Annotated in this window: 16 protein-coding genes; 7 read left to right on the top strand and 9 right to left on the bottom strand. The window is 48.6% G+C overall.

Annotation, left to right across the window (positions count from 1 at the left end):
• The first annotated feature begins 63 nt into the window (after nt 1-63).
• Both MHM93_RS18430 and MHM93_RS18425 read left to right on the top strand, forming a co-directional pair.
• A complete protein-coding gene (locus MHM93_RS18430; protein WP_239450117.1) occupies nt 64-1,347 on the top strand; it encodes an FAD-dependent oxidoreductase in 1,284 nt (427 codons plus the stop codon).
• On the top strand, nt 1,344-2,552 hold the full coding sequence (locus MHM93_RS18425; protein ID WP_239450116.1) for a Xaa-Pro peptidase family protein: 1,209 nt from the start codon (nt 1,344-1,346) through the stop codon (nt 2,550-2,552). The genes MHM93_RS18430 and MHM93_RS18425 overlap by 4 nt, the downstream gene beginning before the upstream one ends.
• A 56-nt stretch (nt 2,553-2,608) precedes the next feature.
• On the opposite strand, the gene MHM93_RS18420 is transcribed toward MHM93_RS18425, so the two are convergent.
• Genes MHM93_RS18420 through MHM93_RS18410 form a run of 3 tightly spaced genes read right to left on the bottom strand, consistent with a single transcriptional unit; the run spans nt 2,609 to nt 4,113 of the window.
• Complete coding sequence (locus tag MHM93_RS18420; RefSeq protein WP_239450115.1) at nt 2,609-2,971, bottom strand: hypothetical protein; 363 nt, start codon at nt 2,969-2,971, stop codon at nt 2,609-2,611.
• Entirely contained in the window at nt 2,910-3,521 is a 612-nt protein-coding gene (locus MHM93_RS18415) for a redoxin domain-containing protein (RefSeq protein ID WP_239450114.1), read from the bottom strand. Before MHM93_RS18415 ends, MHM93_RS18420 begins: the two co-directional genes overlap by 62 nt.
• 10 nt (nt 3,522-3,531) lie before the next feature.
• Nucleotides 3,532-4,113, bottom strand: coding sequence for an NAD(P)H-dependent oxidoreductase (locus tag MHM93_RS18410; protein WP_239450113.1), 582 nt, complete (start codon nt 4,111-4,113; stop codon nt 3,532-3,534).
• Between the two features lie 117 nt (nt 4,114-4,230).
• On the opposite strand from MHM93_RS18410, the gene MHM93_RS18405 reads away from it, so the two are divergent.
• Nucleotides 4,231-4,593, top strand: a complete 363-nt coding sequence (locus MHM93_RS18405) for a helix-turn-helix domain-containing protein (protein ID WP_022945478.1) — start codon at nt 4,231-4,233, stop codon at nt 4,591-4,593.
• On the opposite strand, the gene MHM93_RS18400 is transcribed toward MHM93_RS18405, so the two are convergent.
• From MHM93_RS18400 to MHM93_RS18380, 5 genes are all read right to left on the bottom strand, one after another.
• Nucleotides 4,590-4,982, bottom strand: a complete 393-nt coding sequence (locus MHM93_RS18400) for an STAS/SEC14 domain-containing protein (RefSeq protein WP_239450112.1) — start codon at nt 4,980-4,982, stop codon at nt 4,590-4,592. The two genes, MHM93_RS18405 and MHM93_RS18400, sit on opposite strands and share 4 nt — an antisense overlap.
• Nucleotides 4,983-5,104: 122 nt before the next feature.
• Nucleotides 5,105-5,512, bottom strand: a complete 408-nt coding sequence (locus MHM93_RS18395; protein ID WP_022945480.1) for a PaaI family thioesterase — start codon at nt 5,510-5,512, stop codon at nt 5,105-5,107.
• 97 nt (nt 5,513-5,609) lie between these two features.
• Complete coding sequence (locus MHM93_RS18390; protein ID WP_239450111.1) at nt 5,610-7,337, bottom strand: MFS transporter; 1,728 nt, start codon at nt 7,335-7,337, stop codon at nt 5,610-5,612.
• 182 nt (nt 7,338-7,519) lie between these two features.
• Nucleotides 7,520-9,961 (bottom strand): prolyl oligopeptidase family serine peptidase, encoded by a 2,442-nt coding sequence (locus MHM93_RS18385; RefSeq protein ID WP_239450110.1) that lies wholly within the window; start codon nt 9,959-9,961, stop codon nt 7,520-7,522.
• A gap of 94 nt (nt 9,962-10,055) precedes the next feature.
• A complete protein-coding gene (locus tag MHM93_RS18380; RefSeq protein ID WP_239450109.1) occupies nt 10,056-10,748 on the bottom strand; it encodes an SDR family oxidoreductase in 693 nt (230 codons plus the stop codon).
• A 121-nt stretch (nt 10,749-10,869) separates the two neighbouring features.
• Between MHM93_RS18380 and MHM93_RS18375 the strand changes: the two genes are divergently transcribed.
• The 4 genes from MHM93_RS18375 (at nt 10,870) to MHM93_RS18360 (ending at nt 14,835) form a co-directional block, all read left to right on the top strand.
• Complete coding sequence (locus MHM93_RS18375; RefSeq protein WP_045979043.1) at nt 10,870-11,883, top strand: LacI family DNA-binding transcriptional regulator; 1,014 nt, start codon at nt 10,870-10,872, stop codon at nt 11,881-11,883.
• Nucleotides 11,880-13,109, top strand: coding sequence for a glycosyltransferase (locus MHM93_RS18370; RefSeq protein ID WP_239450108.1), 1,230 nt, complete (start codon nt 11,880-11,882; stop codon nt 13,107-13,109). The genes MHM93_RS18375 and MHM93_RS18370 overlap by 4 nt, the downstream gene beginning before the upstream one ends.
• Before the next feature lie 94 nt (nt 13,110-13,203).
• Complete coding sequence (locus tag MHM93_RS18365) at nt 13,204-14,430, top strand: threonine/serine exporter family protein (RefSeq protein ID WP_022946616.1); 1,227 nt, start codon at nt 13,204-13,206, stop codon at nt 14,428-14,430.
• Nucleotides 14,431-14,484: 54 nt separating this feature from the next.
• Nucleotides 14,485-14,835 carry a hypothetical protein gene (locus MHM93_RS18360; RefSeq protein ID WP_239450107.1) on the top strand — a complete coding sequence of 117 codons (351 nt, stop codon included), beginning with the start codon at nt 14,485-14,487 and terminating at the stop codon, nt 14,833-14,835.
• A 172-nt stretch (nt 14,836-15,007) separates the two neighbouring features.
• On the opposite strand, the gene MHM93_RS18355 is transcribed toward MHM93_RS18360, so the two are convergent.
• Nucleotides 15,008-15,529: a hypothetical protein gene (locus MHM93_RS18355; RefSeq protein ID WP_239450106.1), complete on the bottom strand. Its 522-nt coding sequence runs from the start codon at nt 15,527-15,529 to the stop codon at nt 15,008-15,010.
• Nucleotides 15,530-16,232: the final 703 nt, after the last annotated feature.

Genomic DNA, 16,232 nt, shown 5'->3' with positions numbered 1-16,232 from the left:
ATAGCATGAGTTGTAAGCAGTTTAATTTTATAAAAAGAAATATCTAAGAGGTGAAAACGAGGAATGCAAAGTCAGGCTCAACATCATGCTGCTAACAACCGCGTTGCGGTGCTCGGTGCCGGCGTTATTGGCTTGAGCTGTGCGTATCAATTGCAGCGCCAAGGCTATCAAGTCACCTTGTATGACCCTAAGCCGCCGGGCAGCCAATGCTCTTTTGGCAATGCCGGCCACTTTGCCACCGAACAAGTGTTCCCCATGGCCTGCTCTTCATTACTCCCTAAGCTGCCGAAAATGCTGATCAGCCAGCGCTCTGCCCTGCGTATTGCGCCCACATACCTACCCCAGCTACTACCATGGCTTGCTCGCTTTGGGGCCAATATGATGCCGCATCGTTATCGTCGCCACACTGAAGTCTTGAGCACCTTAAACAGCCATGCCCTCGGCGCGTGGCAGCGCTTACTCGCAAATGATTACCACCAGTACGTCAAACACCAGGGCTCACTGTTAACCTTCGAGAGCACGACAACAAATAAAATAAAAGCCGTGGCTGCGCAGTACTCGCACCAAGGCGTGGACGTATCGATACTCAAGCGCGCTCAGGTCAATGAGCTAGAGCCGGCTTTAACTGCCCATATCGACGGCGCGCTTTATTTTAAAGCCGTGGGCCACAGCACCGACCCTGGCGCATTAAGCCAATACTTATTCAGCCAGTTTTGTGCTTTAGGCGGGCACTACCGCGCCGAGACCGTCACTTCCTTGACCTGTGCGCATTCACATTGTCGGGTGAGTAGCGCAACCAGCCGCGAGCTTTATCGCAAAGCGGTTGTTTGTACCGGCGCATGGAGTAAAGTACTGTGTCAGCAATTAGGCTATGCCCTGCCGCTAGAGGCAGAGCGCGGCTATCATTATCAGTTATCCGAACACCTCGGGCTCAAACGCCCGGTGGCCAGCTTTGAGCGACAGTTTATTATGACGCCCATGAGTGCAGGCCTGCGACTGGCCGGCACGGTTGAATTTGCCGGTTTGCAAGCGCCTGCAAATATGGTGCGCGCTCACGCTCTATTGGCTCATGCGCGGGAGTTGCTGCCGCAACTGGGCACTGAGTTCGACCAGCAGGCCTGTTGGCAAGGGGCGCGACCCTCTTTGCCAGATTCATTACCGGTCATTGGCGCAGCCCCCAGGCATCCAAGTCTATTGCTGGCGCTGGGCCATCAACATTTGGGGTTAACCCAAGCAGCCATCACCAGTGAGTTGATTGCTGCACTCATTAATCAACAACCCACCGCGATGAATATCGATGCCTTGAGCATCGCGCGGTTTCAAGGTAACAGGAGCAAAGCGTTATGAAAGGCATTGGCTATCAAAACCAACAACAAGCCTTAGCACAACTGAGCGATATGACCGGCGATATCAGCGCCATTGATGAACACGAATATCGCCAACGCATCGCCAAAGCCCAGGCTTTTATGCAGGAAAATGGCATTGATGCCCTTTATTTAAATGCTGGTACTAACATGACCTATTTCACGGGACTAAAGTGGTATGCCAGTGAGCGCTTGGTGGGCGCGTTACTGCCTGCTCAAGGCGAGCTGGCCTTCGTCGCGCCTTTTTTCGAAATAGGCTCGTTGCGAGATTACCAGGTGATTGATGCCGATATTCATGGTTGGCAAGAAGAGCAAAACCCTTATGCTTTGATTGCCGAGGTGCTAAAAGGCATGGGTTGTGGCGACGATGCGGTGCTGGGCATTGACGAAAGCGCGCAATTTTTCATCGCCGATGGTATCACTAAAGCGGCGCCACAATTAACGCTGGTCAATGCTGGCGAAGTCACAGCCCATTGTCGCATGCACAAATCCACTCACGAGCTTACCCTTATTCAGCGGGCAATGGACATGACCTTAGAAGTGCACAAAGCCACGGCGTCGATGTTACATGAGGGGATCACCACAACTGAGGTCGAGGCATTTATTAATGCAGCACATAAAAAAGTCGGTGCCAGCGGCAACTACTTTTGTATTGTGCTCTTTGGCCAAGCCACCAGCTTCCCACACGGAGTGAAAGACCCACAAACACTGAAACAAGGGGATATGGTGCTAATTGATACCGGCTGCCAGTTACACGGTTATCTCAGCGATATCACCCGTACCTATATATTTGGCGAAGCAAGCGCTCGACAACAACAGTTTTGGCAGTATGAGAAAAACGCCCAGTTAAAAGCCTTTGCAGCCGCCCAAGTAGGCAACACCTGTGGCGATGTAGATAAAGCCGCGCGCAATTATCTCAGCGCCCAAAGTCTGGGGCCAGACTACCAATTACCTGGTTGCCCCCACCGCACAGGGCACGGCATTGGTTTAGATATCCACGAATGGCCTTATTTAGTCAAAGACAACCCGCAGGTGTTGGCAGAACATATGTGTTTTTCTAATGAGCCAATGCTGGTAGTTCCCGGCGAATTTGGTATCCGCTTAGAAGATCACTTTTACACCACGGCTGAGGGGCCAAAATGGTTTACTGAGCCGGCACACAGCATTGATAACCCATTTGGGCTATAACAAAGAGATCGCAGCCGATGTCAAATTGAACTCAGCTGCGACCATAACCCCCTCAGTCATTGTGGCTTTTGTTCGACAATAATCGCCACTACGGGGTGGGCACTGAGGTTTGTGACGCGATGGCGCCAAGACGGATGCCACATGACCTCACCATCGGCTACAGTGACCTCTTGCACACCATGCTCGGTTTCAATAGCAAGAGTTCCGCCACGCTGAAAATAAACCGTTTCACTGTGATGGCTGTGCCACTTATCTTGTTCATTGGCGGCCAGCGTCATTTTCAAGGTCAATACTTGGTCATTCTCAAACAGCACTTGATACTGCGCTGGCGCAGCGTTATGCGCTGGTATCGCCGCCTTAGCTACTCCTTGCAGGCATGCCAACAGCGTCATCATGGCAATAACTAACTGAGTATTCATTTAACCCCACCTCTTTACGCATGCCCCGAATGGGGTAGTTATTGTTAACATCACGTATCCACTTGAGACCGCTAACCAAGGTACTGAGCTCGGGGCGTACAAAGGGGTTGTTAGAAATATCCACCACGTGCAAGCGCTGCTGAGCGTTGACCACAAAGAGTCCGGGCTCGGCAAAGGGGTGATCTGTTTCCTCTGGCGAGCGAGGATCCGAGACATACAACCCCAAAGCCCGCATCTGAGCAAGGCTTAAGTTATAGGCAATGGGGAAAGGCACAGTCAACTCCTCAAGGTGTCTTTCAAGTTGTTCTTTACTATCAGCAGAGACCGCAATAACATCAATCCCCAGGCTATGTAGTTGCTCAGTCACGGCCGATAACTGGGTAAGATACTTGCTACACATGGGACAATGTCGGCCCCGATAAACCACCACCAATTGCCAGTCATAAGGTGATCGGGTATGACCTAATTGCACTTCAGCGCCCGCCAACGTTGGCACTTTAATAACTGGAAACTCGCTGCCAGCGTGTAACTTTTGCGTATATTCGTTCATTGCGAGCTCCTTAAAAATGTGCTTCTAGGTGATCTTGAAAGCGCGCAAAATCGGCCTCAGGCTGAGCATTTTTCATCACGTCAAAAGCGCTAAATGTCGGCATTGGCGTCATATCAAAGAACTTAAAGTTCATATGCATGGGCATTAATAAATCGTCGATGCTATGACCGTCAAAAAACTCTTCAGGGTCATTAAAGGCTTGTTGCGGCGCATTGGCCGTCACCGACAACATATAACGAGTACCGCCTAAGGTACCGCCACGGCCGTAGTTTTTTTGCGGTGCATCGGCGCTGCGTCCATCGCCATGACACAGTGCTCCGCCCATACCAGCGGTATACACTTCATCCATATACTTTTTGAATGACCAGGGGACCCCCATCCAATTCAAGGGCATTTGCACTAACACGATATCGGCCCATTGATGCTGTGCCAGCGCAGCTTCCACATCAAACCCCTCTGAGGGTTTGCTTATTTGGATGTTGTAACCTTTGTTTGCTAATAGTGTTTTTGCTTTATCAACAAAGCTTTGGTTGAGATTTCCCGGCGAAAACGGGTAGTGATGGTGTGCATTAATGATCAGTACGTTACTCATATGCAAGTCTCCTAGGTGAATGTTTAACTTTAAAACCACGTAGTTTATAATAGTGACCTAGAAACTAAAAACAATTAGTATACTTTTAGTAACCTAATAAAAAGACTAGGGTCTATAATGCAAAGTTCTGTAAAAACAGATAGTAAGGGCAGAAAAAAAGTGTTGAACGCGTGCACCGAGCCTTGCGCTATTGAAAAAGGGATGCGCCTTATCGGCGGAAAATGGACGGGTTCAGTGATCTATCACTTAAAAGATGAGCCAGTGCGTTTTAATGACTTAGTACGCATGTTAGGCGGAGCCAGTAAAAAGATGATTGATCAGCGCCTTAAAGAGTTAGAAGCCAACAACATGGTTATACGCAAAGTGATCAGCACGCGTCCTGTGGCAGTAACTTATGAGCTTAGCGAGTTTGGCAAGTCAGCCTTGAGTATACTTGAAGAACTCAGGCAGTGGTCGGAGTCGAATAACCTGCCAAGCTAAACGTTATCGTCTTGCTTTTTCAGCCAGGCTCTCGCCTCATTAATATCGGTAAAAAAGGCCACTTTTTGGGTCGCTAACGCGGGCGTGCGCTGCATCAAAATATGCCTATTCATGGTGCTTTGAATGACAAAGGCTTTGGCTATCAGTGCTTGCGAGTTCAACCAGTCATTGTAATTATCGAGGGTTTGATACGCTTCTGGTGTGCCCCCTTCGAACCCCGTGTTGTCAATTAGCATTGAGAACTTCGCACCGTCAAAATCCGCAACAAGCGCTTTTACTTTACGTGCATATTCTTGTACGCCGAGCGCATTAAAGCTGCCAATAAAACGCGCCTCTATTACCCCACCCTGGGCGCTAACTTGCGATGTACCATGGGACAAACTTGTCATTGTTATGTTATTTGCCAATAAAATCTAAGTAATTATTAACACCCTTTTCATAGATAAACAATGACTCAGATCACTGCTCCAACCATTGCCCCAACATATATGTCTTTTTGCCGAGGTGTATACTAGCGCATCGGAGGAATCGAATAAGTCCCCACCGCATGAGCAACAGGTTCAGTGTGTGTATCCGAGCGTAAAGTAACTTCTCCCACAATAAGTTTACTACCCACCTTGATAAGTTGACACGTCGCAATAACATCCTTCTCAGCTTCAGGTTTGGACAAAAAGTTAATGTTGAGGTTTGTGGTCACTGCGTGAGCGACAATACCAAGCTCCGCAAAGATCGCGGCATAAAGGGCTGCGTCCACTAGTGCCATCATAAAAGGGCCGGAAACACTGCCACCGGGGCGCAAATCCGCTTTATTTACCGCCCTACGTAGTTGCGCCTGTTTAGGACCTACACGCTCAACAACAATATTTGAGCCGGGAAACTCATTGTCAAAAAACCTTTGTATTTGTGCTGCCGTTACCATCACTTAACCTACTTCACACACCCTAAATTAGCGGGTGATTCAATTATGAAGTTCCGATGATACACTACCACTAGTGGGATTAAAATTATTAAAGTCGCTACTTTTTCACCGTGTTATGAAAGTAAATAAGTGCGACTGCCGTGAGCGCAGCTATCCCGGCGAACAGTCCCCACATTAGTTCTGGACGCCCGAGCACTAAGGTAAGCTGCGAGTAACTCCACCCAGATAAAAACCCGGCAAATAAAAAGCCCAAAGCCATGGAAACAAAGTAGTAACCCATGTAGAGCGCCGCTTGCTGCTTTGGGGCAATGCTGGCTACGTATTCTTGGCTTTTTGGTGAAGTGAGCATCTCTGCCAAGGCGATAAGCAAAATAACGCACACCACAGCCCAACCACTGGCATGCATATCCACCGTTATGAGGTAGCAAAACGCGGTGGCCATCACTACCAACCCTGCGCTTAATACATAAAATGTTTTAAAGCGCTGACACAGTGCGCTTAGCGCGATTTGCAGCAACACGATGGCAGCAAAATCTAAATTAATAAGGTACTCCGGATTTATTTGCCGATACGCCGAAAGCGCATCGACCATGGCCGTAAGTTGCACCGTATTGAGCTGCGCTTGTTGCTGAGCCAACAGTGACAAGCGCTCCACCAGCACCGCCAGCTCTGCGTTGGGAACATTGACTTTGTAATGCACCCACTGCAACCGTAACGCCTCTAAATCGATGTTGCTTGGGTCTTGTTGCAGCTGCAAAAACAATGCATTAACGGCTTGTGCTAAGGCACCTTGGTCGACATGGGCAAAAAAATTCACCGCCGAGTCACCAAATACTGCCAGTAGCGCCAGCACATCGCCAGTATCAACGTAGTCGCGAATATACAAAGGCAAGGTATAAAAAAGCTGGTTATAGACGGTCCAAAATCCCGTCAGAATCAACAAGTACAAGGCAAAACGCGGGTTACTAATACGGATAGGTTGTCGCCACCAAGTCTTGGCGCTCATTGTCGCACCGGGTAGCCTATCCCAGAGCAAATTGGCCCCCAGCCACAGAGCAATCAAGAGAAATGCGCTGCCATAGCTAAGCCATTGTACACCGGCGCTCATCAGCACGATTACACTCAGGGCAATGAGCAAAGCAAACCGAGCATTGCCCAGGACCTGCTGCGCCTGCTTCAATATCATCCTTAGTGAGGTGTGTTGTTGACGCAAAGCAGGCGGATCACGATAAAACAACAACACTGGAATAAAATTCAGCACTATCCATGCTGCCGACATAAGAAAAACCGCATCCCAGCTAATCGCTCGCATCGCTCCAGCAACCATAGGGCCTATAAAACCGCCAATATTAACCATGGTATAAAAAACGCCAAAGCCCACGCCCCGGTTATGATCATTGGTGCTGTGGGAAATGGTGCCAACCACCACAGGCTTAAAACAGGCCGCCCCCAATGCCACCAACGACAGCGCAGCAAAAAACGGCCAAAAGCTACGCGCCTCCCCTAACAGGTAATACCCTGGCGCCATCAGCATAAATGACACGATAAACATCTTGCGATAGCCCACTCGATCGCCCAAGGCCCCTGTTAACACCGGCAATAAATACAAAAAGAAGGGAATAATGCCTTGAACGGCACCGCGTTGACTATCGCTAAAGCCGACTCCTCCATGACTTTGTGGTGTAGTCATATACACCGATGAAACCGCGAAAAAGCCATACCAAGCGAGGCGTTCAAATACCTCCATTAAGTTAGCAATGTAGAATCGAGCGCCGAAGCGCCAGTGCTTGGTTGCGTGTTGTTGAGCTTGCAGCGAAGTGGTCATAATGATGTCTTTTTATTATTGTATACAATATACATACCATACTTATAGTGTGCTTCTCAACCACAACCAGCGCCTCTCCTCTGGCCAGCGAACCAAATATCCAGCGACTAACACCCTGTCTTGCTGGCGCTTACAGGCATAAAAAAACCCGAGATAAACTCGGGCTTTTAGCATGGTTTCAGTTATTCGCTAGGGGTATTGAGCAGATACTTATCTAGCCACTGCTCCTGCTCCCATAAAACATGAAGCAGGCTCTTACGGGCACGGTAGCCGTGGGCCTCGTAAGGCAGCATTACCAAACGTGCATCCTTACCTAGGCCCTTCATCGCCGCATACATACGTTCACTTTGCATTGGGAAGGTGCCGCTGTTGGGATCTTCCTTGCCGTGGATCATCAACATCGGTTCGTTAATCTTATCGACATGGAAAAATGGCGACATGTTGGCATACACGTCTTGCCCTTCCCAGAAATTGCGCTCCTCACCTTGGAAGCCGAATGGCGTTAAGGTGCGGTTATAAGCGCCACTGCGGGCAATTCCGGTTTTGAACAAGTCGCTATGGGCCAGCAAGTTAGCCACCATAAAGGCGCCATAAGAATGCCCGGCGATAGCAATGTTGTCTTTATCGGCGACGCCTTTTTCTACCAGTACATCCACCGCTGCTTGAGCGCTGGCCACTAACTGTTTACGGAAGGTGTCGTTCGGCTCTTTGCCATCCACGCCTACAATAGGCATTTTCGGGTCATCAAACACGGCAATACCTTTAGCGAGATAGGGCATTGGGCCCCAATAGCCGATATAGGTAAATTCATAGGGTGACTCCCGCACCTGAGAAGCCACGTCTTTATCTTTATACTCGAGTGGATAGGCCCACATCAGCACCGGAATGCTGCCCTGTGAAGGGTCATAACCTGGAGGTAGATACAAGGTGCCCGAGAGCTCAACACCGTCATCGCGCTGATAACGCAGTTGCTCTTTTTGCACCCCTTTAAATGCCGGGTACGGGTGCGGGAACTCGGTCAGCTGAGTTAACGCATTATTGTCTAAGTCACGAATAAATAAATTAGGCTGCTCGGTTTTTGACTCACGCACGGTAATAAAACGGCGTCCTTCATCATCAAGCATCCCCACCACGCGCTCATAATAAGGCGCTTGGCTTTGCCACAACCGCTGGGTGCTGTTGGTTTTTACATCATAGCGGTCTAAAAATGGAATATTGCCCTTTTCTGAAGCGCCATTACCGCGTAAAAACACATAGCGGTCGCCGATAACTTTCATTACTCGAGCGCCGAGGTCGTTGGTGGTGTAAATCGGATCACCAGGGTCTTTATAGGCGTCGTTGTAGCTACGCTCTGAGAAGAGCACCGGGGAGCTGGATGCATCGTCAGGTTGAATAACCCAAGTACGTAACATGCGATCGCTAAAGCGCCATTCACTGAGAGTGGCCACCGTATCGTTACCCCAAGTAATACCAGCGAAGCGACGCTCTACTTTAGTAAACAGCTTAGGTTTACGCTTAAAGGGTGCACTCAAGCTATAAACGTAATCATGGTGCGGCACATCGGTTTTCATATCGCCGCCATCTTGAGCCTCAGCCCAGATCACCGTTGCCCCTTTATCAGCACGCCATTCAAAGTCACGAGGGCCGGTGCGCACACTGTCAAAGCCCTGGGGAATATTATCCGCCAGTGGCTGTTGCGCCAGCTGTTTACGCTCATAGCCACTCATGCCCCAGACAGACCAAGTCGCGGCGAAGCGATAATAAGGCACCTGATAAGAAAACGGCTCATTCAATGCGCCAATCAGAAGATTGGTGCTATCGGGTGAAACACTAAAGCGACGAAATAACGCGGGGTTACCTACTTTTGTCGCCTTGCCATCGAGGCTAACGCGATACAGCTGTCCTTGCCCGTAATACTTGAATAACGCTTCGTCATGAGGACTGGTGAGCAAGTTTTGATAGGTACGGGCTGGCGCTTTTTCCCCTGTGGTTTGCTGGATCACCGGCACCACGGTACTGGCATCATCTTCAGGGGCTTGTTTATCGGCATTGATAGCATGGTTGATAATCACCCCACTGGCATCGGGTAGCCACTGATAGGGCTTAGCTGCCACCACTGAGTTCAGGGCTAAATCTGAAAGCTGCTGCAGTGCCTGGTTTTCAATATCATAAAACCACAATGTGGCGCTGTCTGGAGTTTCCCAGACAAAACTAAGGTAGCGACTATCACTGGACCACTGTGGTGAGCGCATAATACCCTCACCTAAACCGTCGACTTCGATACTCTTGCTGCCATCCACTGCCTTAAAGCTTAACGCCGTGTATTTATTACGTACGCGAGAGCGAGAGAAGTTCTTTGGATTTAGTTTAATCCCAGCGAGCTTGAGCTCCGGTTTAGCCAATGCTTGCAAGCTTTCAACTCGACGACGCTCAAGTAAGGCCACAAATTGGCCATCAGGAGATAACATCGACCGGGGTGCAAGTTTCGCTTCTACGACTTGCGCCAGCTCTGGCGAGGGCATTTGATAGCCCGATTGTGCCGCAGCCTGTGAAGGGGCTGCAAGAGTGTTGAGGCTTAGCGTACAAGCTAAGCCCAACACACTGGCAATAAAGCGTTTTTTCATTATTTTTCCTTTATTGTTATGGATTCCTGTTAATGTCTTAAAGCTATTCTAATGCCTAAGTGTTGCTGAGCAACTTTTTGGGTCCAATGCCCGGTTACCAAGGTAATTGCTCTGCGCGATAGTTATAAAAACCGCCGCTTTGCGACATCTGCAACGAGTCGATGACCTGTTTTAGGCCACGCGCCGACTCACTGACATCAATAAGCGCATGGGGTCCGCCCATTTGTGTACGCACCCAACCCGGATGTAAGGACACCGTTTTAATGCCGTGCTCGCGCCAGTCGTTACTCAGGCTTTTCACCACTGAGTTCAACGCGGCTTTAGAGCTGCGGTAAATATAGCCACCGCCTTTAGTGTTCTCGGTGTGACTCCCCACTTTTGATGACAACGCAGCAAACACGCCGCTGTCGGCGCGTGCTAAATGCGGGAAAAAGGCTTGCGCAAGTTTAGCCGGTGCTAACACATTAATGTCCATGACCTGTTGCCAAGCAGCAAAGTCGAGATTAGCTAGGCTGTAGCCTTTAGGACCATAGATACCGGCGTTACTGATCAGCACATCAATAGTAAGGTCACGGTAGTGCTCTGCAAGCACCGCGATTTGCTCATTATCGCCGATATCTAACGCCTCAATGTTGATGTTACTGTGCGCTTGCGCCAGTTGTTGTAAGGCCTGCGCCTGTTCTGGATGGCGGCAGGTTGCGATTATTTGCCACTGCTGCTGACAATACTCTTGTACTAGGGCTAAGCCAATGCCGCGATTGGCACCGGTGATTAAAACCTGGGGCATAAATGTCTCCTTGCGCGTCTGTCATAAGTATAAGCCCAGCGTAACAAAGTCATCATCACGAGGCTGCTATTTAGGTCAATTTAAGCTAGTATGGCCCGTCATATTGCAGCTGTATTACGCCATGATAAAAAAGCACCCCAACGATAAAATCACCATATTTGATGTCGCCGAGCACGCTGGCGTATCAAAATCAACGGTCTCCTTAGTGCTCACCCACAGCGACAAGGTCAGTGACAAAAGTAAGGCAAAAGTCGAGCGCGCCATTGCCGAGTTGGGCTACGTATACAACCGCGATGCGGCGTCGCTTCGCTCAAGGCGCTCTCGTTTAGTGGCTTTGGTAATTAATGATTTAACCAATCCGTATTCGGCGCAGTTAGCGGTGGGCTTGGAGCAATATATTTATGATTTAGGGCTCGTTCCCATGTTGGTTAACACCGGCGAGAGTTTTGCTCGCCAGCAACAAGTGGTCAACACCCTAAAAGAGTACAATGTCGCCGCATTTGTTATGTGCCCTGCGCCGGCAACGGATAAGCAATGGCAGAATGAGCTGATCCAAAGCGGCTTCCCAGTTATTAATATCATGCGCGAAATTAGCTTAAGCAGCGCGCCGTGTATTTTGCCTGACAATCGCAAAGGCACATTTTTAGCCGCCGAACACCTCCTCAGCCAAGCGGTGCAGGAGCTGGCATTTATCGGCGGCAATAGTGATATTTCTGATTATCATGAGCGCCTAGCGGGGTTTGAACAAGCGCTCAGTGAGCACCCAAGTGCTGTACACAGTCACATCATTAACTCTGCGACGACACGCCAAGGCGGGCATCAAGCCTTTCAGAAACTGCGCCGCCAAGCACCCTCGGTGCAAGCAGTGGTGTGCTTTTCCGATGTCATCGCCTATGGCTTTATTGAGGCCATGCGTGAGGTTGGCTTGACCCCAGGGAAAGACATTAAAGTGGTGGGCTTTGATGATTTGGATGATTCGGCGTTGATGACCCCAGCGCTGAGCTCAGTGCGCATTGACGCTGCAGAAATCGGGCGGCGCACCACAGCGGTATTAAAAGAAATCATGGCAGGTAATAAAGCCCCAGTACGCACCTTGATAGATGTTGAATTACAAGTACGGGAGTCAAGCCTATGACCCAAGTGTTAGTGATTGGCTACGTGTGGCCAGAGCCGAATTCATCGGCGGCGGGCAGCCACATGATGTCGTTATTAAAGCTGTTTCGCAGCCAAGGGTGGCAGGTCGAGTTTGCCTCTCCTGCACAGCGCTCCGAACACATGCAAGATTTGACCGAATATGGGATCACCTGCCGCGATATCGCCCTGAATTGCAGTAGCTTTGATGCCTATATCAGCGAGTTGCAGCCGGATATTGTTATGTTCGACCGGTTTATGATGGAAGAGCAATTTGGCTGGCGCGTGGATAAGTTTGCCCCCGAGGCACTGAAACTGCTCGATACCGAGGACTTGCAATGCCTGCGCGGCGCTCGCCATGAAGCGCACAAAGCGGGCCGTGAGTTTAGTAATAACGACCTACACGGTGATCTAGCCAAAAGAGAAATCGCCGCCATTTTACGCTGCGATTTGAGCTTGATTATCTCCAACTACGAAATGCAGCTGTTAGAGCAGGTATTCAAGGTTGATAACGCTTTAGTGCATCATTTGCCGTTTATGGTTGATACCGCCGCGCTGCACTCACATTGGCCGAGTTTTGAGCAGCGCCAACACTTTATGACCATAGGTAATTTTCGCCACGCCCCAAATTGGGATGCGGTGCTGTATTTACAACAGATTTGGCCTCTTATTCGCAAACAGCTACCTAAGGCTGAGTTACATATCTACGGCTCATACCCACCGCCTAAGGCCACTGCATTAAATAATCCGAAAACCGGTTTTATCATCAAGGGCTGGGCCGAAGATGCACATCAGGTCATGAGCTCGGCACGGGTATGTCTTGCGCCGCTGCGCTTTGGTGCAGGCATTAAAGGCAAATTACTCGAAGCCATGATCACCCGTACGCCTTCGGTTACCACCGCCATTGGCGCGGAGGGCATGCATGGGGATTTACCCTGGAATGGCGCCATTTGCAATGACGCGCAGCTCTTTGCCGATGCCGCAGTTAAGCTTTATCAACAACCCAGCGAATTTGCTGCTGCACAACGTCATGGCGATGAGTTGCTGCAACGCTTTTATAACGGCGAAGCTCTCGGTAAGCAACTGATCACGGCTCTGGAAGGGATACGCGCAGATTTAGCTGGCCATCGCCGCAATAATTTCACCGGGCAAATGCTCAAACACCACACCATGCGTAGCACCCAATATATGGCGCAGTGGATTGAAGCGAAAAATTCATTTAAACCTTGATAGAAATCAGTAGACAGTTAACCTTAGATCAATAAAATGCGCGAGCGCCTGCGATGCAAGGTGCTGTTTTATTTTAAAGATTTGAGGTCACTGCGTGGAAGACGCCCAATTTAAAGAAAAGCGTAAATTTATCGTTAAGCTCGGTAAAATGCTGCATAAGTATGGCACCCCAGCCTACCGCCTAGAAGCGCACTTGATGGAGGTGGCGACCTACTTGGAACTCAAATCCTCATTTGTAATGTCGCCCACCTCGGTGACCTTTGTGATCTGGACAGAAGGCCATGAGAATGAATACACTCATGTTGCCCGCGTCGACCCCGGCGATCACGATCTTGGCTCCCTCGCCAATACCGATGAAGTGGTAAACTTGCTGCTTAATGGCGAGCTCAGCATTAGTGAGGCCGATCAGCGCCTTGACGACATAGCCGTGATGCCCGCGCCTTATAATAAACTCACCACCGCAGGTGCCTTTGCCATGACCGGCGGTGCCTTTGCTATGCTGATGGGCACAAGCTGGAACGATGTGCTGTGGTCAGCATTGCTGACCTTGGTGGTGTATCTGTTTGTGTTATGGTCCGGGCGCTCAAAGCGCGTGGCACACATGCTAGAGCCCTTAGTGGCGGTAGTCTCGGCGCTTATCGCCTGCGCCGTCAGTGTCTATCTCGACCCTTACATCAATATCCGCTTGGTGGTGCTCTCCAGCATTATTGTGTTTATTCCCGGTCTCGCCCTGGCGCTCGGGCTCGCCGAGCTGGCGGCACGGCATCTGGTATCGGGCACAGCACGGGTTATGGACTCTTTCATGTTGCTATTTAAGCTGTATTTTGGTGCTTTTATCGGCATTGGCCTGGGCTTTGCGCTGTTTGGTCAGGCTGACTTTGTGGCCCCCCAACCGCTGCCGAAATGGACCGCCTGGCTCGCAATTTTACTGTTATGTTTATCTTTGGTGGTTATTTTTCGCACCAAAACCAAACATGCACTGTGGTCTATTGCCTCGGGGTTTATTGCCTATGGTGCCAGCATTGGCTCCGCCGCCTACTTAGATTACACCCTCGGCACCTTTGTCGGCGCCCTAGCCGTAGGCATTTTTAGTAATCTGTTTAATCGCATTGCCAACGCCCCCGCTTCCATTGTGGCTATGCAAGGGCTAATCGTACTGGTGCCGGGATCAAAAACCTATATTGGCTTGAACTCCCTGATTGAAGGACAGGACTTCGTCTATGCCGATCACATCGGCCAACAAACCTTTTTGATTTTTATGTCGCTGGTCGCCGGACTTATCTTTGCCAATGTAGTCCTGCCACCGAAAAAGAGTCTATAGCATCAGTGACTAGGCTGAAATAAAGCCCACCACTAACAGCACAAGGAGTGTGAGGTGATAGTAAATATAGAAGGCTTAATAAACGTACTCTTTATAGTTTTTATGCCGCTGTTTTTGTTAATGACGGCTTTATTCCACCGGGTCTCTGCCGCTCATATTAGTAAAGGCATGGAGTCTGAAGGGGTGCCACCACCGAGCTGGGATAAAGGCGTGGGTGCTAGCGCTCCGTGCTATGCCATGGCCATTTTCTTCAAGCGCTGGCGCGGCCCAACATTTATGTTTGATGGTCGACTTGTTCCCAAATATGCTAGAACTGTAGATAAAGTGCTGGCATGTATTTATCTTTTTTCCACGATAGGTTTGGGTATCACATTGATATTGGCTGCCTATTTCGACCCATACTAGTTATAGATACCTATAGCAACCATTGCGAAGGGCTATAAAATTGCTGACACAGTCTTAGGGGCCTTGGAAATCTAGCTAATCCAAATAAAACTCTTTTTGCTCACCATTTCGTGACGCTGGATAATTTTCTATTGCTGTTTATATCAGTAATGTGAAATTACGCTTCCAAGAATTACCATTCATCTGTATTCAGGGTCTCTAAAAGAGAGTTGAAATCAAAAACGGTGGTACCTATTTGCTTTTCTAATTCATCTCGAAAAGGTTTGCTTAGACTTTCATAGTGAGCCCTCACTTTTAAGAAGTTTGTAGATTCATATAAAAGCTCAGCGCTTGCTTTAGAATAATCTGAAACAGCCAGCCCTAATTCGTTGCGCGTATAAGCTAATTGGCCGATAGCATACGCAAGCGACTCTCGAAGGCCACCTTCACAAAGATTCTTATTTCGTATGTTTAAGTAGTATAGTGCTTTTAAAAGATCTTCTCTCTTGACCTTTAACTTTTTAAATACGTTAGTTTCAAGTACCAAAGATGATGATTGAGCTTGCTGTTTGCACTTTGTAATTTTGTCAGATAAAAGTACTATCTTTGCTTTCACATCTTCGTCTAGCACTCGCAGTACTGCGTTATTGTTGGCAAAGCTTTTCGTTGTCGCCACTAATAAAAAAACGAGTAAAAGGGAGTAAATTTCACTCACCCTCATTTAAAAATCCTTATAAAATATGAGTGACTCAGGGTTATTGTGCACTTTTTAGAGCCCCCTAAAGTTCAGGTTTTCCTCAATAAAGCCTCTTATTAACTGCGCCACCATTGACTTAGTATAAAGATTTTCATTTTCCTTACTGACTTGATATGCCGCCAGGAAACATTCTCAGTCAATACACCTTAGAACATACCGACCGTTGAAGAAGCTGACAATAGGCTTGCAGATTATACCCTTAGTGATAACTGACTTTTATTCACGCAATAAATTTTAACTCTTTGAATCGACAATCAAATTTCAACAACTCTGACCCTTTATCGATCTAGGAGGGCCCATGACTCTATTTTTTACTTATTTTCATAGACATCAAATAAATTGTAATTGCGAAGATAAACAGTGACATTACCCCAAGGTAAAACTTTTCTTCGTTCTCCATATAAACATTCATCGAAAAGACGCCAAAAATGACTGAAGCTATATAAAACAGCCAAGTCGGAGGCCCGTTTTTTGTACTCGCAAAAAACTTATAATATATAAATCCCAAAAATGAGACTATCAGGAGAATAAATAACATTTACTTATTCAACTCACCAACAGCCGCGAATTCAAGTCCGAAGTGCACCACTCGCTAAATTAGGCTGCATTGCGTAATTCATTGAACACAACGACAGGCTGCTTGTAACCGAGACACTTCCTA

Source organism: Pseudoalteromonas sp. MM17-2, assembly GCF_022347945.1.
Classification (GTDB): domain Bacteria; phylum Pseudomonadota; class Gammaproteobacteria; order Enterobacterales; family Alteromonadaceae; genus Pseudoalteromonas; species Pseudoalteromonas ruthenica.
This window is presented reverse-complemented; position numbering and strand designations above follow the sequence as displayed.